Raw genomic sequence first — 23,371 nt, 5'->3', positions numbered from 1 at the left:
ATTGGTCATTTATTATCGTATTACATCATTTAAGAAGGCTGATTTCCGCTTAAGAGAAATAATTTTGCGCTATAATTTCATACCACTAAATTTTATGTACTTCAGAAAAATTACTTTGTTAGTTTTCTTGATTTTTGCCAGTGGTAGTTATGCGCAAACCTTGTCTTTAAAAGAAGCTATAAAAACAGGTTTAGAAAACTACGGTTCTATCAAAGCAAAAAGCAATTACACCAATGCGTCACGCGAGAGTCTCAAACAATCAAAGCGTGATTATCTGCCAAATCTTAATTTATCGGCACAACAGGATTACGGAACCATCAATGGCCAAAATGGTGCTTTGTATGGTTTTAACGGTTTAGGAACTGCTTCTTCCGGACCAACTCTTCCGGAACAAAACTGGAATTCAGCTTTTGGAGCTTTATATTTAGTCAACATGAATTGGGACTTTTTTACTTTCGGAAAAACGAAAGAAAGAATCAATTTGGCTAAAGTAGACGTTCAGGCAAAAGAAAATGACTTGAAACAAGAGCAATTTCAGCAGGAAATTAAAATTTCTGCTGCTTATTTAAACTTGTTGGCAAGCCAAAGATTATTGATTTCGCAGCAAAAGAATTTAAGCCGCGCAGAAGTTTTCAAAAAGACAGCTGTTGCCCGGGTTAAAAACGGATTATTGGCCGGAGTCGATTCTACATTGGCTACAGCCGAAGTTTCTAAAGCCAAAATTGCCTTAAATCTGGCTAAGAATTCCGTAAAGGAACAAAACAGCAAATTAGTTGATTTGATGGGAGTTGCTCCTCAGGATTTTGTTACGGATACTTTGTTTGTAAACGATATTCCGAAACAACTTTTAACCGGAATTGCTTCAGATAGTTTACATCCTTTACTCCAATATTATAAAACAAGGATTGATTACAGCAATCAGCAGGTTAAATTATACAAGCGTTTTTATTATCCAACGATGAGTGCTTTTGGTATTTTACAAACTAGGGCTTCGGGATTTAATTCGGATTATGGATCTGATCAAAATTCTTTCAACAGAAATTATTGGGATGGTGTAAATCCGGATCGTACCAATTATTTGGTTGGAGTTGGAATTACCTGGAATTTGACTACTCCGTTCAGAATGAGCAAACAAGTAAGCGCTCAAAAATATGTTTCGCAAGGTTTACAGGAAGAATACAATCAGATTGACCGCGAATTAAAATCTCAATTGGCATTGGCTGATGATAAGATAAAAATCACACTTGACAATTTTGCCGAAGCGCCAATTCAGGTTGATGCTGCACAAAAAGCATACTTGCAAAAATCGACTTTATACAAAAACGGGTTGACCGATCTGACTGATTTAACGCAAACCTTATTTACTTTAAATCGCGCCGAAATTGATCGTGATATTGTCAACAATAATGTATGGCAATCGTATTTGCTAAAAGTAGCCGCAACGGGCAATTTTGACTTATTTATAAATGAATTTTAATTAGATCCTAATGAATTTAATACGTTTTGCACTCCGCAAACCCATCTCCATATTAGTATTGGTTGCGGGTCTATTTTTCTTCGGAATTGGTGCCATCAAGGACATTAAGGTAGATATTTTGCCTAAAATGAATTTGCCGGTTATCTATATTGCGCATCCTTTTGGAGGTTATACGCCAGACCAGATGGAAGCTTATTTTGCTAAAAACTATGTCAACATTTTACCTTTTGCAAATGGTGTAAAATCAGTTGAAACCAAGAATATCCAGGGGTTAATGATTATGAAATTAACCTATTATGAAAACACAAATATGGCGCAGGCTGCAGCCGAATTAAGTTCGCTTTCGAACAGGATTCAGGCGGCATTTCCTCCGGGAACACAGCCTCCGTTTATCATTCGTTTTGACGCTTCGTCTTTGCCAATTGGTCAATTGGTTTTGAGCAGTAAAATTAGATCAAATAACGAATTGCAGGATTTAGCCAACGTTTATGTTCGTGCCTCGTTTACTTCGATTCCTGGTTTACTTTCTCCTTCACCTTTCGGCGGAAGCCCAAGAACTATTGAGGTTAACGTAGATCCTGATTTATTGCGTTCGCACAATATGACACCGGACCAAATTGTTGAAGCGATTCGTGTAAACAACCAAACGGCTCCGTCAGGAAACGTGAGAATGGGCGATAAAAACTATATTACGCCAACGAATAATACGATTAGAGAAGTTAAGGATTTTGAGAATATTCCGTTGTTTAAAGGAAGCGTTCAAAACTTAAAATTAGGTGATGTTGCCACTGTAAAAGATGGTGCAGATATTACTGCTGGTTATGCTTTGGTAAACGGAAAACGTTCGGTTTATATTAGTATTGCAAAAGCCGGAGATGCTTCGACCTGGGATGTGGTTCAGAAATTAAAAGCAGAGTTGCCAAAAATTCAAAGCACACTTCCTGAAGATGTAAAATTATCTTATGAATTTGACCAGTCGGTTTATGTAATTAACTCCGTAAAAAGTTTGATTACGGAAGGTATTATCGGAGCGGTTTTAACCGGATTAATGGTTTTACTTTTCCTTGGTGACAGACGTGCGGCTTTAATTGTAATCTTAACGATTCCTATTTCGATTATCTCAGGAGTTTTATTCCTGAAATTATTCGGACAAACGATCAACTTAATGTCTTTAAGCGGATTGGCTCTTGCAATTGGAATTTTGGTGGATGAAAGTACGGTAACAATCGAAAATATTCACCAGCATCTCGATATGGGAAAACCAAAGGCGCTCGCCATTTGGGATGCCTGTCAGGAAATTGCCTTGCCTAAATTATTGATCTTGCTTTGTATTTTGGCGGTATTTGCTCCGGCATTTACCATGGTCGGGATTCCGGGAGCATTGTTCTTGCCATTGGCTTTAGCAATTGGATTTTCGATGGTAATTTCGTTTTTATTATCTCAGACTTTTGTTCCTGTAATGGCAAACTGGCTGATGAAAGGTCATGAAAAACACGAACACGGACCGGAAATTACTGATGACGAAGCCGAATTTAATAAGTGCGGATTAACACCTGAATCTGAGAAAGATTTGATTACTCAGAAAAAAGGATACGTAGAAAAAACAGATACTAATAATAACGGAAAAATTGGTGCTTTCGAGCGATTCAGAATCCGTTTTATGAGAACATTGGATCGATTATTTCCATTTAAAAAAGCAGCTGCTTTAACGTATTTAATTGTAATTACAGCTCTTGCCGTTGTGTTTATTTCTTTTATTGGAAAAGATGTTTTTCCAAAAGTAAATTCAAGTCAATTCCAGTTAAGAATGCGTGCTCCGGACGGAACACGTTTAGAAAGAACAGAAGAAAAAGCAATTGTAGTTTTGAAAGAATTGCAAAAAATGGTTGGAAAAGAACATATCGGAATTTCATCTGTATATGTGGGACAACACCCGTCGTTATTCTCGATTAACCCGATTTATTTGTTCATGGCAGGTTCGCATGAAGCCGTATTTCAGGTAAGTTTAAAAGAATATCACACGGATATGGATGACTTTAAAGACGAGTTTAGAGCCCGAATTAAAAAAGCACTTCCGGATGTAAAACTCTCTTTTGAACCAATCGAATTGACTGATAAAGTTTTGAGCCAGGGTTCTCCTACTCCAATCGAAGTTCGAATTGCAGGAAAAGATAAAAAACGAAATGAGCTTTATGCCAATCAAATTGTTGAGAAATTAAAGAAAATCTCTTATTTCAGAGACGTACAAATTGGTCAGCCTATTCATTATCCAGCGATGAATATTGATATTGACAGAACCCGTGCAGCCGAGTTGGGCGTTGACATGAACGATATATCACGATCATTAGTAGCATCGACTTCATCATCAAGATATACAGAGAAAAATACCTGGATCGACGAAAGAGCCGGATTATCATACGCCGTTCAGGTTCAGGTTCCTTTGAACCAGATGAAAAGCAAAACAGATATTGGAGAAATTCCGGTATTAAAAAATTCGCTTCGTCCGGTTTTAAGTGACGTTGCCAAAATTACACCGGGATTTGTAAGCGGTGAAAATGACAATTTAGGGGCTATGCCATACATTACCGTTACAGCCAACATTAGCCAAACCGATTTGGGTACGGCAGCAAAAGATGTGGGTGCAACAATCAATTCATTGGGCGAATTACCTAGGGGGTTATTCATAACTCCAATTGGATTAAGTAAAGTATTGGAAGAAACATTAAGTAGTTTACAATTTGGATTATTGGTTGCCATTTTTGTAATCTTCTTAATGTTAGCCGCTAATTTCCAGTCGTTCAAGGTTTCGCTGGTTATTTTAACCACGGTTCCTGCGGTGGTTTTAGGAGCATTATTAATGCTGACTATTACAGGATCAACGCTTAACTTACAATCGTATATGGGAATTATCATGTCTGTTGGGGTTTCGATCGCAAATGCCGTTTTATTGGTCACAAATGCTGAACAATTACGAAAACGAAATGGCAATGCACTAGAGTCGGCTCGTGAAGCTGCAGCCTTGCGTCTTCGTCCAATTATCATGACATCTGTTGCGATGATTGCAGGAATGCTGCCAATGGCAATTGGTCATGGCGAAGGTGGCGATCAGGTTTCTCCTTTGGGTAGAGCCGTAATTGGCGGGTTATTATTTTCGACTTTTGCCGTATTGCTAATTCTGCCGCTTATCTTTGCATGGGCACAAGAACATACAACAACACAATCTGTTTCTCTGGATCCTGAAGACGAAGAAAGCATCCATTATATCTCATCATTAAAATCAGAAAATGAAAAAAAATAAAATAATACAATCGACCGCATTATTTTTTACAGCAGTATTTTTATTAAGCAGCTGTAATTCGAATAAAAAAGAAGAAACGCCTGTTGCAGAATTAGAACCTAAAACAGAAACGTTTCTTTTAGAGAAAGAAAAACTAACAACAGAACTGCGTTTACCAGCCGAATTAACCGGTTTTCAACAAGTAGATTTATATGCTAAAGTAAGCAGTTTTGTAAAAGTTTTAAAAGTTGATATTGGTACAAAAGTTAAAAAAGGGCAGCTTTTAATCGTTTTGGAAGCGCCGGAAATCAGCTCCCAATTGGCTGCTGCCGAATCAAGATTAAAATCGATGGAAGCTATTTATGCCACCAGCAAAAGTACTTACAACCGTTTGTATGAAACAAGCAAAGTTGAAGGAACAATTTCTAAAAATGACCTGGAAATGGCAAGCGGAAAGAAAAACTCTGATTACGCGCAATATCAGGCGGCAGTTGCAGGTCATAAAGAAGTGTCGATTATGAGAGGTTATCTTGAAATTCGTGCTCCTTTTGACGGCGTTGTGGCTGCAAGAAACGTTAATTTAGGAACCTTTGTTGGTCCTGCAGGAAAAGGTTCAGATTTGCCTTTACTGACGATTCAGCAACAAGATAAATTGCGTTTGGCCGTTTCTGTTCCTGAGCTTTACACCGGATATTTACATGAGGGTGACGAAATGAATTTTAACGTAAAATCATTACCTGAAAATTTTAAAGCTAAAATTACCAGAATGTCCGGAGCTTTAGATTTGAAACTAAGATCTGAAAGAGTCGAAATGGACGTTCAGAACACTAAAAAAGATTTATTACCCGGAATGGTTGCCGAAGTTATGTTACCGCTTAACGCGAAAGACAGCACATTTGTAATTCCAAAATCAGCTTTAGTAAGTTCTGCCGAAGGAACTTTTGTGATTAAAGTAGTAAACCACAAAGCAACAAGAGTAAACGTGAAAAAAGGAAGAGAAATCGACGATAAAATCGAAATTTTCGGAGATTTAAACCTAAAAGATAAACTGGTAAAAATTGCCAGTGAAGAAACTAAGGAAGGCGATATCATAAACGAATAACCTGCGTTTAGCTTTCATTTTAGTGATTACCAAAAACTGTACGCCATTAAATGCGGCATTCAAAAATCAGAAATGATCAGAGAATGTAGATCAAAATTTGCCTTAAGGACGGTGCTTTAAAAGTATCGTCCTTTTTTTTATCAAAAACAGGTATAAATACGTGCTTATTTACATCTACTTATTAATATTTTTGAAATAATAATTTTACTCAAAAAACATAGCATTTTAATATTCTCTTACATCTGTAATGTTTTTTAAGTGTTGCAAAATTATAATTATAATGATAAAATTAATGTATGGCAAAACCTAGAATTTTCATTAGTTCAACATTTTATGATCTTAGACAAGTTCGTTCAGATCTTGATATTTTCATTGAAAATTTGGGTTATATACCTGTCAGAAATGAAGAAGGCGATATACCATATGGTAAAGATGATGCATTAGAGGAATACTGTTATAAAGAAATTAAAGCTGTCGATATTCTGGTATCTATTATTGGTGGAAGATTTGGATCTGAATCTAGAAAGAATAATTCTTCAGTTTCACAACTAGAATTAAAAACAGCTCTGAAAGAAAATAAACAGGTCTATATATTTATTGAAAAAAATGTACTATCTGAATATGAAACCTATCTTTTGAATAAAGATAATGTCACGATGAAATATAAATACGTTGATGATACAAGAATTTATCAATTTATAGAAGAAGTTAAAAATCTTAATGCAAATAATAACATAAAAGGTTTCGAAATAGCTTCTGATATTTCCAGATATCTAAAAGAACAGTTTGCAGGTTTGTTTCAAAGATTTTTGGAGGAACAAACAAGAGTTAAAGAAGTCAGTTTGATCAGAAATTTGGAGAAAACTGCTCAAACTTTAAATAAACTTGTGAATTTTTTAAGCGATGAAAATAAAGGACAAGCAGAAGAAATTAATAAAATTTTAATGATAAATCATCCTTTAATAGAAACTATAAGAACTGAATTGTCTGTTCCGTATAATTTTTATATCGAAGGATTTTTAGATATGAAGGAGTTATTAGAAGCACGAGGATTTAAACAAGTTGAATTATTACCGTGGGATCTAAATCTTCACATGTCAGAATTTACCAGAACTGTTAATAGAAAAAAACAAATTCTACATATATCAGATGCTTTGTTTGATGATGATAAGAAACTGAAATTTATTAAACGAACAGAATGGAATAATGATTTTTTTAAATTAAGCGAAGTTGAAGAGATAGTAGAAGAGGATGATTTGCCTTTCTAATAAAAATTAAAAATTATGAGAAATAAAATTTATACTGTTTTTGATGGTGATACAGATATCCACTATTTCTATTTGATGAAAGCTTGGACAAATAATGAGAATTTCAATTTTGAAATTAAAGATGCACACGATCTAAATTATGCAAAAGACACAAGCATGGAAGAAAGTATAAAAGCTCAACTTAGAATACGTTTAGAAAATTCTAAAGCTATTATTTTACTAGTTGGCGAAAAAACAAAATATCTGCACAAATTTGTAAAATGGGAATTAGAATATGCTTTAAGAAATAAATTACCAATTATTGCTGTAAATTTAAATAATCAGCGAAGTAGAGATTTGGATAGATGTCCAGCAATAATTAGAGACGAGTTGGCAGTACATGTTTCTTTTAACCATAAGATTATAAAATATGCTCTTGATTACTGGCCAGATTCATATAGTAGGCTATCAAAACTTGGAGAAACAGGAGCAAGATATTATCCAGATAATATCTATAAAGAATTAAGTCTTTAATAATGAGTAAATTACTTAATATATTCGTCTATTCATTTTTATTTAATTACAATAAAGAACGAGTAATAAATATACTGATTACTTTTTTTGGATTTATTGGATTCATTTGGACAATTATTGAATGCTCGACGTGGTTGTTTTCAGAATCTGATTATCCACAGGAATTAAGAATTTTTATTCAAAAAAATTTAAAAACGTTTTTAGTAATAATTTTAATTTTAAGTGTTATTCGTCATCGCAGAAAGCTAAAAATTGAAAAAAAATTTACTAATACCGATTTGAAGGTAGTTGTAGAATTTTGTGATATTTTTAAGCAAGAAGGAGCTATAATTATTCCTGTGAGTGATACTTTTGATAATGATATTCCTAATGGTTTAGTTAATAAAAGAACTGTACATGGTCAATTCATTGAGAAATTTTACTCTTCAAATATTGGATCTTTGAATGGTGAAATAGCCCGAAATCTTCAATTAGTTGGAGCAAATCCAATTGAAACTAATAATAATCTTAAAGGAAATAAAAATCGATATGAAATAGGTACGGCATGCTCTATAAAATTAAATAATGATAAATATTTTTATTTAAGTGCTCTTAGTTTTATGAAAGAAACTGGGAATGTGGAAATGAGATCAGAATATCTTTATGATTTTTTATCGAAAACTTGGGATTTTATTCCGAATCACGGTGAGTATCACGACGTTGTAAATATTCCTGTCATTGGTACGGGATTACATAGACTTCCTGCAAATCATACTAATCAATTTATAGTTAATGAAATTGTAAATTCTTTTTTTGTTACATCTAAAGTCCAGACATTTTGTAAAACTTTAAGAATTTGCCTTCATCATAAAAACTACAAACTTTATAATTTTGAAAATTTAAATATCTTATTTTGCCATATTGATAATTATCTAAATAGATGATTTTGGTTAGAAATAAACCCGCTCTTCGAAGTGCTCTCATAAACAAAAGCCAACTTTGGACGCATTGCGAGGAAACATTTCAACTATTACAAATTCACTCCAGAGCTGTTCGAAGTTCTCCCAACTTTGTATACATCCCTATATTTCATTCCTATCAGATTTGCAATGTCTCATTGTAACGTGTACGAAGTCCGGAGACCTCGCAAAGCATAAATAATTAAACTAGCGATTACAAAAAAATGCAAGACCAAATTGGTCTTGCATTTTTTATAACATGAAACCATCTTCTTAAACAGTCTGACGCTCGTGTTTTCCTTCTTTAATTTCTTCCACCATTTTTTTATTAAAAGCGGGCAAATCATTCGGGTTTCGGCTGGTTACTAATCCGTTGTCTACGACTACTTCTGAGTCTTCCCATTGTGCTCCGGCATTTATCAAATCGTTTTTAACAGAGAAGAACGAAGTTACTTTTCGACCTTGCAAAACATCAGCATCTACCAGAATTTGAGGTCCGTGACAAATAGCTGCTACTGGTTTTTTACTTTCAAAAAAAGAACGTACAAAATTTACTGCAGCTTCTTCTCTTCTCAATAAATCAGGGTTTATAACTCCTCCAGGAAGAACCAAAGCATCGTAATCTGCTTCATTTGCCTGATCTAATACTACATCAACATTATATTCCTTGCTCCAATTCCCGTCTTTCCAGGATTTGATAGTTCCTGATTTCAAACTGACGATATCTGCATTCCAGCCTTGCTCTTCGAGATAGGCTTTAGGAGATGATAATTCTGATTCTTCAAAACCGTTTGTGGCTAATATGGCTATCTTTTTCATAATTTTAAGTATTTAAAACATTATTAATTTTGATTTACTTAAAATTAGTAATTACAAACAACGAGTTAAAACAGAACATGTTAAACCTTTCTTTAATAAAAGTTAATTAATTGACTTCCAAATTTTTATGAAAAATTAAATTGAAATTATATAAAAAGCATTTCAATTTGCTTTAGTATTTTATAGGATGAATGCTAAGAATTAATTGTATAGATTAGTGAATACGAAAATAAAAAGACATTTCAGGAAAACGAGAAATACCAATTATGAAGTAAAAAGAGAATAGCTTTGATTTTTTTTTTCTCTTTTGCAAGAATAATAAAAAACATCTAAAAAGTTGTATGCTGTACAAACTCTACCGACTTTGCACACATTGCAATAATCAATTTCAATTATTGAAATTCTTTTACTTTATTTGTGTTTATCAAAAAGGAAATAATTATCAGTTATCTGAAAACACACTTGAATATAATATGAAAACAAAAAAATGGAAATTTAAAAAATCAAGATTAATAATTCCTATTCATTGAATTTTATGGCTGATAGTATTGAAGATTGGGAAGAAAAACGAAAAATTTATTTAGCCGTAGCCGCAATTTCTCTTCTTATTGGATTATATTACTTTATCAAAAGTAAATGATGGAAGCTACATCATAAAACCATCAGAACTTCAAGTTTATGAAAATCTAATAACTTCTGCTGGACCTAAATTCAAAGAAACAAAAGGGAAACATAGCAGAAAATGGATAGAATTTCAATGTATAAATAACAAAACCACTTTCGAAATTGCAAGTTATGATTATAGATGCGTTACGGACGATGAAATATTAAATGAAATAAAAGTCGGAGATACAATTTCAATTTCAATTTTGAACAAAGATATAGCTGATTTTGATAGAGAAACTTCCTGTGAAATTCACTCGCTTATAAAAAATAATAAAGAATATCTAGACATTAAATGCAGAAATAAAAAAGATAATAAAGATGGAGAAATGGGATTTACAATTTTATTTGCAATATTTATTATGGCAGGAATAGTATGTTCTTTCTCTGAAAAACCTGTTTTTTTTGATCATGTAGATCCAAGAGTTATAATTTGTGTTATAATAATTATACTTTTTTTTTATTTCCATATAAATTGAAACAAACATTACCTGAAGAAATCATATTACTTTAGATCTATTTCTAAACCTAAAACCGAGCCAATAAAAGCATGGATACAATTCTAACCCTTTTCGGAATAATGATGGTTATTCTTTTTCTAGTTCCTTTTATCGCAATTGCATTTTTAATTTTTTACGTTATTAAAAGATCAACTGCAAAGAAAACACCTCAATTTTTACAAAATGAAAAAGTAGAAATGGAGACCAAAGTAAATGAATTAAAAAAAGACATTGAAAACTGGAAAAATTATACGCCGGAGGATATAACGAATTATATGACATACTCCTTTAGAAAATCAATGTCAAATCGATTAACCGGACATATTTATTCCAGAGATAATTCACCAATTATAGCGTTCCAGAGAATTGACAGAGGACTTTATGCGAATGCCAGAATAGTGGCCTGTACTACTGATTTTAAACTTTATATTGAATATTATAACAATGAAAAATTATTCTTTTTTGATGATGTGTATTTAGGTAAAGTAATAAATGATTCCGTTTTGGTAGATCCTCTACACAAACAAATTGGGAGTTGTAATCGTGATAAATCCAATAATCAGGCTAGCTATACGATAGAACTTCATTCCAAAAAAATAGCGGAAATAAACAAAAATGCAGACCGGAAAAGCATTGTAAAAAGACGGTATTATAAGCCTTCTTCGCATGGCAGTGACTTTAAAACTGGTCTGGGTTTAAGAGAAGTTGGGCCATCTTATTCATTAGTAAATTCAATTGATACGAAAGATAATGAGGAATTAAAATGGGTAATTGCACTTGCAATATTTGAATGCGTTTATTACGGATTTGATTTTACTTCTTAAAGTTTCATAAAGATATTCTTCTGCTACGGAAGCGTCTTGTTCATAAACACAAAAACAGTTGCGATATCATAAAAAAAACCTCGATTTTACTAAAATCGAGGTTTTTTAGTTATTTATAATTCTAAAAGAAAATCCTATTCCACATCCAAATAAGGATTCAAAACTTCGGCTAATTCATTGAGCCAATAAAAGCTGTTTTCTAAGTTGACGATTTGGTTTTGAAGGGTTTCATGTTCTCTCAGAACTCCTAAAGCAAGGATATAATTGGCTTGCCTTATTGCTTTTGCCATTCCTTCTGGCTCTATGGTATTTCTGAAAAAATTAATAAGCCTGATTTCGGCTTCTTTTGAAAGGGTGTTTGTACTCATAATTGTGAAGATTTAAGAATAAAAACCCTCATGCATTAGCAGTCTTACGCTTCTTCACGGCGTCAAAGCCCTTTCGGAACTTTACTACATAGCACAAGGGCAATTTTATTTTGTTCTAAATGTGAAGATTTAAGAAACACAAATATAAAGGAAATACCTATATAATAATCTTTTTCTTACAAATTTTATTGTTTTATAATTTCTTTTTTAAGATTCAAAATGTAATCAATAAAATGATAGACATGAAAATTAAGCTAAAGGTAATAGAATAAATCTTCTTATGAAAACGAATGTCCTAGCCCTGATGGGAGGGAAAATCCTTTTGTGCTGGTCCCGAGGCTTCGGGAGGCACAAAAGATTGGAAGGACAGCAGGAAATAGCTTCAAATTAAAATTAAATTCCAAATTATCTTTTTTAATCGTACTTTAGTTTATTAATTAAAAACCTAATAATCAGAAATTTACAAACAAAATAATAGACAATATTGACTTAAAATTTAAACAATATGGAAGACTTATTAAAAACAATTTTAGGAAGTTCTATAATTACAACCATTTTGACCAGTGCTATTGTCTATTATTTTCATAAGAAAACAGAAAGAAATAATGCTGAAATCAAACATGAATTTGATCGAATGGCACGAATACAAAGTACTGACTTTGAATGGCAAAAACAAACTACGGAACTTCTTGGACAGGTTTATACCCATTTGAACCGAACCCGGCTTGCGTTTGAAAATACGTATTCGAAACTAAAAAAGTATGACGCTAACTTTGAAGATGAAATTATGTATACATCGAACAAAAAGGTACGTGACATTCTTTTAGAAAACGGACATCACATACCACCGGAATTGTTAAGTGAAGCTTCGAAATTAATTGAGCATTATGACGCCTGGCTTATTAAATATCACACGATAAGAAAAGTTAATAATGATCAATCTACAGTTAAAATTTACGTTGGCCCTGACGGACTTGGATTTCCTGATCAGGCTGAAGGAATGTTTAAGGAAAAATATGAAGAAATGTTTCAGAGCATTAGGGTTGTTAAATTTTAAATTTCAATAAAATAAATTCCAAATTCTAAGTTTTACGTGTGTTTCATTAAAGTTTTAGTTTTCATAAGCCTTCGACTTCGCTCAGGGTGACAATTGAGTTTATACAAAACTTTGCGCTTTTGCTACTTTGCGAGATTATCTTTTATTACAAAGCTCTTCGACTACTGAGCGCAACAATAAAATAATCAAAAAAAACTTAAAATTTTGCGACTTAGTGAGTTTGTGGCATTATTTCAAAAATAATCATCAAAATATTTGCGAAACCGAATAGTTGCGCATATATTTGCAACCGATTGGCTTCTCAATTAAAAATTAAAGAATATGAGACGAGATATTTTTCAGGCAATTGCTGACCCAACAAGACGGTCCATTATTACTTTAATTGCCATGCAGGCCATGACGCCAAACGCTATTGCGGAGAATTTTAATACGACGCGGCAATCTGTTTCTAAACATCTCAGAATACTAACAGAATGTGAATTGGTAAAACAAGAACAAAAAGGAAGAGAAATTTACTATTCACTTAAAATTGAAAAAATGAAAGAGATTGATAAATGGATAAAACAATTCAGGGAAATTTGGGAAACTACTTTTAACCAACTTGACGATATATTATTAACACTTAAAGAACAGAAAAAATGAAAAAAGATTTGCTATTTGATTTTACCGTTGACAAACCATCAAAAACGGTATTTATAAAAAGAGAATTTGATGCAGAACTTCCGCTGGTTTGGGATGCGTTTACCAAAGCTGAAATTCTTGATCAATGGGTTGCGCCAAAACCTTATACCGCTAAAACAAAACATATGAATTTTGAAGTTGGCGGACGACGATTTTATGCTATGGTTGGTCCGGAAGGACAAGAACGCTGGGCGGTTCAGGAATATACTTCGATTACGCCAAAAACGAATTTCAAGATGTATAATGCGTTTGCTGATGAAAATGAAAATAAAGAATTGCCAGGTTCTGACTGGGATTATACTTTTAGCGAACAAAACGGCATTACAGAAGTAAATATTACTATTGTAAATGAATCGCTGGAACGTATGGAGAAACTGATTGAAATGGGCTTTGTACAAGGCTTTAAAATGACTATTGATAACTTAGAAAAAATATTGGAAACGTTGTCTCAAAAATAATCTTGGGACTATTAACAATCTAAAAACTGGAAACTATGGCACTTATTAATCCTTTTATCCATTTTAACGGAAATGCCGAAGAAGCATTTACATTTTATAAATCGGTTTTTGGCGGAGCATTTACAAAGATTAGCCGGTATAAAGAAATATCGAGTGCTGAATATCCTATACCTGAAAATGATGCTAACAAAATCATGTATATCGCTTTATCTGTTGGTGATCGCAACATCTTAAAAGGTGGCGACGCTATGGAAGCTATGGGAAAAGTAACAGAAAATGATAACAGATATACTATTTCCATTAGCGCAGAAACCCAGGATGAAGCTGATAAATTATTTAACGGACTTTCGGAAAACGGTAAAATTGAAATACCAATATCTTACGGTCCGTCGGGTGTGTATTTTGGAATGTTTGCTGACCAATTTGGCGTTCATTGGATGGTGGATTTTGATCCGAATTCTTAAATGAATAAGCATTTTTGCTCGAAAGAAATAAAAAAGGGCCATTGGGCTGGATAAATTTTGTAGAGCTGGATTTTAATCCGTTGCGATGTTTAAACTGGACTAAAGTCCAGCTCTACAATATGAATCATTCCTTCGGAATTTTATAATCTATTCGGATAAATCATCAAAATGATCTTAAATCGAAAAAAGAGCCGTGGGCTCGATGTATTTTGTAGGGCTGGATTTTAATCCAGTCCTACAATATGAATCATTCCTTCGGAATTTTATAATCTATTCGGATAAATCATCAAAATGATCTTAAATCGAAAAAAGAGCCGTGGGCTCGATCTATTTTGTAGGGCTGGATTTTAATCCAGCCCTACAATATGAATCATTCCTTCGGAATTTTATAATCTATTCGGATAAATCATCAAAATGATCTTAAATCGAAAAAAGAGCCGTGGGCTCGATCTATTTTGTAGGGCTGGATTTTAATCCAGCTCTACAATATGAATCATTCCTTCGGAATTTTATAATCTATTCGGATAAATTATTAAAATGATTCTGAAATCAAAAAAGAGCCATCGGCTCGATCAATTTTGTAGGTCCGGATTTTAATCCAGCTCTACAATATGAATCATTCCTTCGGAATTTTTATAATCTATTCGGATAAATTATTAAAATGATTCTGAAAATCAAAAAAGAGCTATCGGCTCGATCAATTTTTTAGAGCCGGATTTTATCTGGTTTAACATAAATACGAATTATCATTTTTATCATTTTTTAATGAAAAAACGAAACCTCTCACCTAGCCCCGATGGAAACGGCATCCTTTTATGTGGTCCCGAAGCTTCGGGACACCATAAAAGATATAGTGAACAGCGGGACAAATGGTCTTAAAAACACGAAAATTATTTGCTCCTGAAAAAAAAAGCTTCAATAATCCTTTATAATCAAAGGCTTTCGGAGGTTTTTTATATTTGTCTATACAACAATAAGAAAATATTATAATTAAAATATACCGTAATTGAAAAAACAGTCATACATTTGCCTAACGGTGTTAGATTATTTAATACTCATATAAAATGGCAAGTAAAGATCGTATATTAAGACAAAAAGAAGAGACAAGAAGTAACATTCTTGAGGCTGCTTATGCTATCGTCAAAGAAGAAGGATGGCAAGGTTTGAGTATGAGAAAGATTGCTGACAAAATTGAATATACTGCTCCTATCATTTATGAATATTTCTCTAACAAAGACGCTATTCTAAATGAATTGACTGGTAAAGGTTTTATAAAATTATCTAAGGAACTTCAAAGTGCCAAAGCTAAATTTGAAAAACCCGAAGATCAAATCGAAGCGATGTGGATGGCATATTGGGATTTTGCTTTTACTGATACCGAAATGTATCAGGTAATGTTTGGTGTGCAAATGAACTGTTGCTCTCAACAATGTTCTGCTGCCGAAGCTCCATATAAATTATTTACTGCTGTGATTGCTGAAATTATGAAAAACAGTAATCCGAGCCCGGAAGTAATTAAACAAAAATATTTTACTTTCTTTTCTGTTATTCACGGTTTGATCGCGATTAACATCATCAACAGAAGCGAAGTAATGGAAACTATCAACAATCAAATCCTGAAAGATGCGATTGGCGGAATCATAAAATCAATACAATAAAAAAATTTCATTTTAACTTAACAGTGATAAATGATTTAATGGGTAAATTTGAAAATCCTTTTTTTTACAACTTTACTTAACGGTGTTAGAAAATTTAATTAAGTAATATAAGGGCTTTTTTTGATTCATTACTTAACACTGATAAATAATTTAATACCGATTTATAATACATAATTCGAATGTATCATTATATGGAATTTTGCATCAATTTACTTAACAACGTTAGAAAATTTAATAGACTTAAATATGAATACCACTACCACTATAAATAAAATTTTAAATCGAGAAAATGTCCAACAAATTAAAACCAATATTAAAATGAAAAATGTAATTATAACCAGTTTTATTCTTGCGCTTGTACTTAGCAGTTGTGCAGATAAAGCGCCAGCTCCAATAGCTGCGGCACCTGTTTTGCCTGTATTATCTATAACAAGTGAAAATACGATTACGGATGCAGAATATCCGGCTTCGATACAAGGAACTGTAGATGTAGAAATTCGTCCGCAAGTAAGTGGAAACCTTGACAGAGTTTTGGTAGATGAAGGTGCTTATGTATCAAAAGGGCAATCTTTATTTAAAATAAACGAACGTCCTTTTCGTGAGCAATTAAACAATGCTTTGGCAAGCCTTCATGCTTATGAAGCTGCTTTGATCAACGCGCAGTTAGAAGTTGATAAATTAACTCCTTTAGTACAAAATAAAGTAGTTTCTGATTATCAGTTAAAATCGGCTAAGGCTTCTCAAAAAATTGCTGCTGCTAATATCGAGCAGGCAAAAGCAATGGTAGAATCTGCCAGAATTAATTTAGGATATACAAATGTAACGGCTCCAGTTAGCGGTTATATCGGAAGATTGCCTAAAAAACAAGGAAGTTTAGTTTCTGCATCTGATGTTGAAGCTTTAACAACACTTTCAGATGTGCATGAAGTTTTTGTTTATTTCTCATTGGGAGAAACAGATTTCATCAACTTTAAAGCGCAATACGCAGGAAATACACTTGGAGATAAAATCAAAAAATTACCTCCGGTTTCTTTAATATTAGCTGACGATAATGCTTATCCTCAAACCGGAAAAATCGATATGGTCGATGGTCAGTTTGATAAAAATACGGGTGCTATTACTTTAAGAGCAACTTTCCCAAATGCAAACGGAACCTTACGTTCTGGAAACACAGGAAAAATTCGTTTAGGTCTTCAACATGATGATGCTATTTTGGTTCCACAATCGGCTACGGTAGAAATGCAGGATAAAGTTTTCGTTTTCACTGTTAGCAAAGACAACAAAGTAACTAAAATGCCTATCACAGTTGTGGGTAAAAGCGGTACAAACTATCTGATTAAAGATGGTGTAAAATCTGGCGACCAAATTGTTTTAAGCGGTATCGACAAACTTCAGGAAGGTCAGGTTATTCAGCCTGAAAAATCAACTGCTAAAGTTGCCCAAATAATTAATAAAAAATAATTTTTACGAAAATGTTCAAAATATTTATACAGAGACCCGTACTGGCAACCGTTATTTCCATTTTATTGGTAATATTAGGTATACTAGGTCTTACAAAATTGCCTTTACAACAGTTTCCTGATATTGCACCGCCATCGGTTTTGGTAACGGCGGTTTATCCGGGAGCGAACGCAGAAACGGTTTTGCGTTCTGTTGCCCCTTCGCTTGAAGAATCTATAAATGGTGTTGAGAACATGACGTACATGAGCTCAACTGCAAGTAACGACGGTACATTAGCCATTACAGTTTTCTTTAAATTAGGAACTGATGCTGACCAGGCTGCTGTTAACGTTCAAAACAGAGTTGCTCAGGCAACAAGTCAATTGCCTGCAGAGGTTGTTCAGCAAGGTGTAACCACTGCAAAACAACAAAACAGTTTTATCATGGCGATTGGTATGTATACCGATGATGAAGCGAAATACGACCAGACTTTTGTTGCCAATTATGCACAAATTAATATTATACCGGAGATTAAACGTATTCCCGGAGTTGGTGCAGCCAGTATTTTTGGTGGTGTAAAAGATTATTCGATGAGAGTTTGGTTGAACCCAACTCAAATGTCTACTTATAATGTTACGCCAAATGAAGTTATGGCAGCTATTCAGGACAAAAGTTTAGAAGCTGCTCCGGGTAAATTTGGAGAAAGAAGTAAAGAAGTTTTCGAATATGTAATTAAATACAAAGGAAAACTAACCAAACCAGAAGATTATCAAAATATCGCCATTCGTTCGAATGCTGATGGTTCTGTTCTTCGTTTAAAAGATGTCGCAAGAGTTGAACTTGGCGCTTATTCTTATAACAGTTTAACACGTTTAAATGGTAAAAAAGGAATTGTAATTGGCGTTATTCAGTTAGCGGGTTCAAATTCAAATGATATTCAGGTTGCGATTAACAAATTGATGGTTAAAGCCTCAAAAGATTTTCCAACTGGTATAAAACACAATATTTTCTATAGCACAAAAGTATCATTAGATCAATCGATCGATCAGGTAAAACATACTTTATTAGAAGCTTTTATATTGGTATTTATTGTAGTATTTATCTTCCTGCAAGATTTTAGATCAACATTAATTCCGGCCATTGCTGTACCTGTAGCAATTTTAGGAACGTTCTTCTTCATGCAATTATTCGGATTTTCGATCAACCTTTTAACGCTTTTCGCTTTAATTCTGGCGATTGGTATTGTGGTCGATGATGCCATTGTGGTCGTCGAAGCCGTGCACGCAAAAATGGAGCACAAACATTTGTCTCCAAAAGTAGCGACACATGAAGCAATGCACGAAATAACGGGTGCTATTATCTCGATTACGCTGGTAATGGCTGCTGTATTCCTGCCGGTTGGTTTTATGGAAGGCTCAACAGGAGTTTTCTATCGTCAGTTTGCTTTTACGATGGCAATTGCAATTGTAATTTCAGCAGTAAACGCTTTGACTTTAAGCCCTGCCCTTGCCGCTTTATTCTTAAAAGATAATCACGCAGCAGGTGAACACGGAGATGCTCCGTACCAAAAAAGAGGATTTAAAGAAAAATTCTTTACCGGATTCAACAACAGTTTTAATGCTTTAACCAACCGTTATGTTGGCGGATTAAAATTCTTAATTCGCAATAAATGGGTTAGTTTAGGAGGATTAGCTATAATCACTTTTGCTACTGTTGTAATGGTTAAAACAACTCCTGCAGGATTTATTCCAACAGAAGATCAAGGATTTATAGCAATTGCTGTAAACACGCCTTCCGGAACATCATTAGACGGAACTCAAAAAGTAATGACTCAGGCCGAAAATACTTTAAGAGGTTTAGACGCTTCACGATTTGTAACTGCAATTTCTGGTTTCAACTTATTGACAAACTCTACAAGTCCATCTTCTGCAGTTGTTTTCGTATTGCTTAAACCAAATGAAGAACGCGGAAATGTTAAAAATATTGATGAAATAATGAATGAAGTTCGTGGCAAATTAGGCACGATTTCAGGAGGTAGTTTCTTCGTATTTAGTTTTCCAACCGTTCCGGGTTTCAGTAACGTAGAAGCTTTAGATTTGGTTCTTCAGGATAAAACGGGTGGTAAACTGGATAAATTTAGTGGAATCTCTCAAAATTTTATTGGTGAATTAATGAAACGTCCGGAAATTGCTGTAGCATTTACGAGTTTTAAAGCCGATTATCCTCAATTGCAATTGGATATTAACGATGCAAAAGCAGATCAGTTAGGTGTTAAAGTAAAAGATATTCTGCAAACTATGCAGGCGTATTTTGGTAGTGCACAAGCATCTGACTTTAATAGATTTGGTAAATATTACCGAGTTGTTGTTCAGGCAGATATCGCTGACAGAGCTGATCCTTCATCGATCGATCGTGTTTCTGTAAAAAACAAAAATGGCGAAATGGTTCCGTTAAATACATTGGTTAAACTAACTCGTATTTATGGTTCAGAAACCGCTTCGAGATACAACTTGTTTAACTCAATTTCGATTAATGCCATTCCGAAACCTGGATTTAGTTCCGGAGATGCCATTAAAGCAATTCAGGAAGTTGCAGCACAACAATTACCTGCCGGTTATGGATATGAATTCTCAGGACAAACCCGTGAAGAAATTTCTTCAGGAGGTCAGTCGGCAACAATTTTCTTACTGTGTTTGATATTCGTCTATTTCTTACTTGCCGCACAGTATGAAAGTTACATTTTGCCTTTAGCAGTAATCTTATCAATACCTGCAGGTATATTTGGAGTATTCGTGGCGATTGGTTTAACAGGAATCGAAAACAACATTTATGTACAAGTTGCCCTTGTCATGCTGATTGGGTTGCTGGCCAAAAATGCCATTTTGATTGTCGAGTTTGCCGTCCAGAAAAGAAAATCAGGTCAGGCGTTAGCAAGAGCTTCAATAGATGCGGCAAAATTACGTTTACGACCAATTATCATGACCTCATTAGCTTTCGTAGTTGGATTAATCCCTATGATGAGCGCAACAGGTCCATCAGCTCAGGGTAACCACTCTATTAGTATTGGTGCCGCAGGAGGTATGATTTCAGGAGTAATTCTTGGGTTGTTAATCATCCCGGTTTTATTCATCGTATTTCAACATTTACAAGAAAAGGTTTCCGGAAGACCGGCAGCCGTAATTCATAACGAAGAAGAAAAATAAAAATGGAAAATTATATAACGACAATCCTGGTGACCATCATTTTTGGCATCGCATATATATCGTACAAAATCTCTAAAGATCTGGAATCCAGAAAAGATACTTGTACAGAAATCTAATGACAACATATAAAATGAAAAAGTATATAACCAAAATCGTGATGGTCGCTATTTTGATCACCACATTAATATCCTGTAAAGTTTCGAAGGATATTGAAACTCCAAAAGATGCATTTCCTGAGAATTTCAGGAATGCATCGGTTTCAAAAGATACTACTAGTATTGGAGATTTGGAGTGGAAAAATTTCTTTACAGAAAAAGATATTATTCAATTGATTGATAGCGCTGTAACGAGAAACAACGATTTGCAAATCGCAACAAAAAATATCGAAATTGCACAATACAGATTCACACAATCAAAATGGGGAAATGTTCCTCAGGTAAATTTAGCTGTAACAGCAAGTACAAGCAATCCGTCTGATAATAGTTTTACAGGAAAAAATTTAAGTCAGGCTTTAGGCCAAAAACATATTGACGATTATTCTGCCGGAGCAACACTTTCGTGGGAAGCAGATATTTGGGGTAAAATCCGCAGTCAAAAACAAGGAGCTTATGCAGGTTATCTTCAGTCAGCAGAAGTTAAAAAAGCGTTGCAGACTAATATCGTTGCCAATGTTTCTAAAGGATATTACAATCTTTTAATGTTAGATGCACAATTAGATATCGCAAGACAAAACCTGAAATTAAATGATAGCACAACAAGCATTATCAAATTAAAATATGATGCTGGTCAGGTAACTTCATTAGCGATTCAACAATCAGAAGCACAGAAATTAAATTCGGCACAATTGATTCCGTTATTAGAACAAAATATTGCCATTCAGGAAAATGCTTTAAGCGTTTTGACTGGTTCTTTTCCGAATTCAAAACAAAGAAGCATTAAATTGAGTTCAATTGAAGTAAAAAATAATGCCGCTGTCGGAATTCCATCTTCATTAGTAAGCAGAAGACCTGATGTAAAAGCTGCCGAATTAGCCCTGAAAATAGCAAACGCAAATGTTGGAATCACAAAAGCTGATTTTTATCCAACACTTAGAATTACGGCACAAGGCGGTGTAAATTCATTCGAAACTAGCAATTGGTTTAACATTCCGGCTTCATTATTTGGTACAGTTGCAGGAGGTTTGACTCAACCCTTATTCAATAATAAAAGAGTAAAAACGCAGTATAATATTGCTGTAGCCGAAAGAGAAAAAGCGGTTTTCAGTTTCAGACAATCTGTTCTGGTAGCAGTTAGCGAAGTATCTGATGCTTTAGTGAAAGTAGAAAAATTACAATTACAAGAATCTTTTTTAAAGGAAAGAGTAAAAACATTGCAACAAGCGATCAAAAATTCGAATTTGTTATTCAAAAACGGTATGGCTGAATATCTTGAAGTTTTATCCGCACAATCGAATTTATTGCAAAGCGAGTTAGAACTGGCTGACCTTAAAAGAGAACAGCTTTCTGCCAATACCGAGTTATATCGCGCATTGGGCGGTGGTTGGAAATAATACCCGTTAATTATTTATTTTTTGAGACGAAAACGCTGTGAGACTTAGGTTTTGCAGCGTTTTTTTTTGTTGTTGAGATGGCACGCGGATGACACGGATTCGCTTTTGCGAAAACACGGATTTGCACAGATTTTTATTTTTAGTGATTCCTATTTGTCAGTCTGAGCGATCCCGAAGCTTCGGGAGAAGACCCGCAACGTAAGTAACCCACGTTCCTTCTCCCGAAGCTTCGGGATCGCTCAGGATGGCAAAAATGCGGATAATAAACAAAAGTGATATGGCAATTCAGATTGCTTCGTTCTTCGAAAGCAAAAAAATCCGCGACAATCCGTGTTTTCGCGAAGCGAATCCGTGTCATCCGCGCGCCATTAAAATCAACATCTGTCCCAAATGACCCTAAAATAGTCGTAAATAACTATTCTTTAGAAAAAATAAGATTAGTAAGTTTGTAATATATTAACCAATAACCATTTAAAAACAAACTAATGAAAAAAGCAAAAATTATTTTTTGGGTTACTACAATTATTATTTTTCTATTTGAAGGTGTTATGCCAGCCTTAACTTCACAAACCGAAATGGCAAAAGAAGGAATCAAACATTTGGGTTATCCTGAATATTTTGGGAATGCTCTGGTTGTTTTCAAAATTCTTGGCGTTTTGGTATTGGTCATTCCGCAAGTATCAAATCGTGTAAAGGAATGGGCTTATGCAGGGTTTGCTTTCGATTTTATCTTTGCATCGATCAGCCATTTTGCGGTTGACGGAGTTAATTTTCAGTCCTTTTTTCCTTTAATATTTTTGGTGATTCTGGCTGTCTCATATGTTTACCATCATAAATTAGAGCGACATAAAAACATCGCTTTGTAAATTAAGAAACCGATGATCGAAGTTTTTAAAACAAATGTTCAGGAAGTCGAGCAATCAAAAATGATTGTTGTGGAACTTCTTGAGCATTTTCCAAATAGCGCCATCAATTTCGATCTTGAAGATTGTGACAAGATTTTACGAATTCATGGAGCTGCAATTTCAAACAAAAAGATCATTGCCCTTCTTAATTCATACGGTTATTTTTGTGAAGCACTTTTGTAATCAAAAATTAATAGATTTTAGTAT

20 protein-coding genes are annotated in these 23,371 nt (G+C 34.0%); 18 read left to right on the top strand and 2 right to left on the bottom strand.

The annotated features are described in order from the left end of the window. The first annotated feature begins 94 nt into the window (after positions 1 to 94). From ACZ0AH_RS09305 to ACZ0AH_RS09280, 6 genes are all read left to right on the top strand, one after another. Positions 95 to 1,477: a TolC family protein gene (locus ACZ0AH_RS09305; protein WP_463475518.1), complete on the top strand. Its 1,383-nt coding sequence runs from the start codon at positions 95 to 97 to the stop codon at positions 1,475 to 1,477. A 10-nt stretch (positions 1,478 to 1,487) separates the two neighbouring features. Then, positions 1,488 to 4,775 (top strand): efflux RND transporter permease subunit, encoded by a 3,288-nt coding sequence (locus ACZ0AH_RS09300; protein ID WP_463475517.1) that lies wholly within the window; start codon positions 1,488 to 1,490, stop codon positions 4,773 to 4,775. Further along, positions 4,762 to 5,856, top strand: coding sequence for an efflux RND transporter periplasmic adaptor subunit (locus ACZ0AH_RS09295; protein WP_463475516.1), 1,095 nt, complete (start codon positions 4,762 to 4,764; stop codon positions 5,854 to 5,856). Before ACZ0AH_RS09300 ends, ACZ0AH_RS09295 begins: the two co-directional genes overlap by 14 nt. Before the next feature lie 296 nt (positions 5,857 to 6,152). Continuing rightward, positions 6,153 to 7,124 (top strand): DUF4062 domain-containing protein, encoded by a 972-nt coding sequence (locus tag ACZ0AH_RS09290; RefSeq protein WP_463475515.1) that lies wholly within the window; start codon positions 6,153 to 6,155, stop codon positions 7,122 to 7,124. Positions 7,125 to 7,139: 15 nt separating this feature from the next. Then, entirely contained in the window at positions 7,140 to 7,637 is a 498-nt protein-coding gene (locus tag ACZ0AH_RS09285; protein WP_463475514.1) for a TIR domain-containing protein, read from the top strand. A gap of 2 nt (positions 7,638 to 7,639) precedes the next feature. Then, on the top strand, positions 7,640 to 8,560 hold the full coding sequence (locus ACZ0AH_RS09280) for a macro domain-containing protein (RefSeq protein ID WP_463475513.1): 921 nt from the start codon (positions 7,640 to 7,642) through the stop codon (positions 8,558 to 8,560). Positions 8,561 to 8,848: 288 nt separating this feature from the next. Here the strand turns inward: ACZ0AH_RS09280 and ACZ0AH_RS09275 are convergent, their stop codons facing one another. Beyond that, entirely contained in the window at positions 8,849 to 9,397 is a 549-nt protein-coding gene (locus ACZ0AH_RS09275; protein ID WP_463478099.1) for a type 1 glutamine amidotransferase domain-containing protein, read from the bottom strand. Positions 9,398 to 10,002: 605 nt separating this feature from the next. Between ACZ0AH_RS09275 and ACZ0AH_RS09270 the strand changes: the two genes are divergently transcribed. Both ACZ0AH_RS09270 and ACZ0AH_RS09265 read left to right on the top strand, forming a co-directional pair. Then, positions 10,003 to 10,536, top strand: a complete 534-nt coding sequence (locus ACZ0AH_RS09270) for a hypothetical protein (protein WP_463475512.1) — start codon at positions 10,003 to 10,005, stop codon at positions 10,534 to 10,536. A gap of 71 nt (positions 10,537 to 10,607) precedes the next feature. Further along, positions 10,608 to 11,381, top strand: a complete 774-nt coding sequence (locus ACZ0AH_RS09265) for a hypothetical protein (RefSeq protein ID WP_463475511.1) — start codon at positions 10,608 to 10,610, stop codon at positions 11,379 to 11,381. Between the two features lie 134 nt (positions 11,382 to 11,515). Here the strand turns inward: ACZ0AH_RS09265 and ACZ0AH_RS09260 are convergent, their stop codons facing one another. After that, on the bottom strand, positions 11,516 to 11,749 hold the full coding sequence (locus tag ACZ0AH_RS09260) for a hypothetical protein (protein ID WP_463475510.1): 234 nt from the start codon (positions 11,747 to 11,749) through the stop codon (positions 11,516 to 11,518). Positions 11,750 to 12,254: 505 nt separating this feature from the next. Here ACZ0AH_RS09260 and ACZ0AH_RS09255 point away from each other — a divergent pair. From ACZ0AH_RS09255 to ACZ0AH_RS09210, 10 genes are all read left to right on the top strand, one after another. Then, positions 12,255 to 12,806 carry a hypothetical protein gene (locus ACZ0AH_RS09255; protein WP_463475509.1) on the top strand — a complete coding sequence of 184 codons (552 nt, stop codon included), beginning with the start codon at positions 12,255 to 12,257 and terminating at the stop codon, positions 12,804 to 12,806. Positions 12,807 to 13,127: 321 nt separating this feature from the next. Then, positions 13,128 to 13,448 carry an ArsR/SmtB family transcription factor gene (locus ACZ0AH_RS09250; protein ID WP_463475508.1) on the top strand — a complete coding sequence of 107 codons (321 nt, stop codon included), beginning with the start codon at positions 13,128 to 13,130 and terminating at the stop codon, positions 13,446 to 13,448. Beyond that, positions 13,445 to 13,945 carry an SRPBCC family protein gene (locus tag ACZ0AH_RS09245; protein WP_463475507.1) on the top strand — a complete coding sequence of 167 codons (501 nt, stop codon included), beginning with the start codon at positions 13,445 to 13,447 and terminating at the stop codon, positions 13,943 to 13,945. The genes ACZ0AH_RS09250 and ACZ0AH_RS09245 overlap by 4 nt, the downstream gene beginning before the upstream one ends. Before the next feature lie 35 nt (positions 13,946 to 13,980). After that, positions 13,981 to 14,409 carry a VOC family protein gene (locus tag ACZ0AH_RS09240; RefSeq protein WP_463475506.1) on the top strand — a complete coding sequence of 143 codons (429 nt, stop codon included), beginning with the start codon at positions 13,981 to 13,983 and terminating at the stop codon, positions 14,407 to 14,409. A 1,064-nt stretch (positions 14,410 to 15,473) separates the two neighbouring features. Beyond that, entirely contained in the window at positions 15,474 to 16,067 is a 594-nt protein-coding gene (locus tag ACZ0AH_RS09235; RefSeq protein ID WP_115846104.1) for a TetR/AcrR family transcriptional regulator, read from the top strand. 318 nt (positions 16,068 to 16,385) lie between these two features. Beyond that, positions 16,386 to 17,528: an efflux RND transporter periplasmic adaptor subunit gene (locus tag ACZ0AH_RS09230; protein ID WP_463475505.1), complete on the top strand. Its 1,143-nt coding sequence runs from the start codon at positions 16,386 to 16,388 to the stop codon at positions 17,526 to 17,528. Between the two features lie 11 nt (positions 17,529 to 17,539). Continuing rightward, positions 17,540 to 20,710 (top strand): efflux RND transporter permease subunit, encoded by a 3,171-nt coding sequence (locus ACZ0AH_RS09225; protein ID WP_463475504.1) that lies wholly within the window; start codon positions 17,540 to 17,542, stop codon positions 20,708 to 20,710. 130 nt (positions 20,711 to 20,840) lie between these two features. Next, entirely contained in the window at positions 20,841 to 22,259 is a 1,419-nt protein-coding gene (locus ACZ0AH_RS09220; protein ID WP_463475503.1) for a TolC family protein, read from the top strand. A 485-nt stretch (positions 22,260 to 22,744) separates the two neighbouring features. Continuing rightward, positions 22,745 to 23,125, top strand: coding sequence for a DoxX family protein (locus tag ACZ0AH_RS09215; protein WP_463475502.1), 381 nt, complete (start codon positions 22,745 to 22,747; stop codon positions 23,123 to 23,125). 12 nt (positions 23,126 to 23,137) lie between these two features. Next, a complete protein-coding gene (locus ACZ0AH_RS09210; protein ID WP_463475501.1) occupies positions 23,138 to 23,347 on the top strand; it encodes a hypothetical protein in 210 nt (69 codons plus the stop codon). The last annotated feature ends 24 nt before the right edge of the window (positions 23,348 to 23,371 follow it).

The sequence above is a fragment of the Flavobacterium sp. AC105 genome (genome assembly GCF_979258495.1).
Note: the sequence above shows the minus strand (reverse complement) of the source record. Positions and strands in the feature narration are given on the sequence as shown.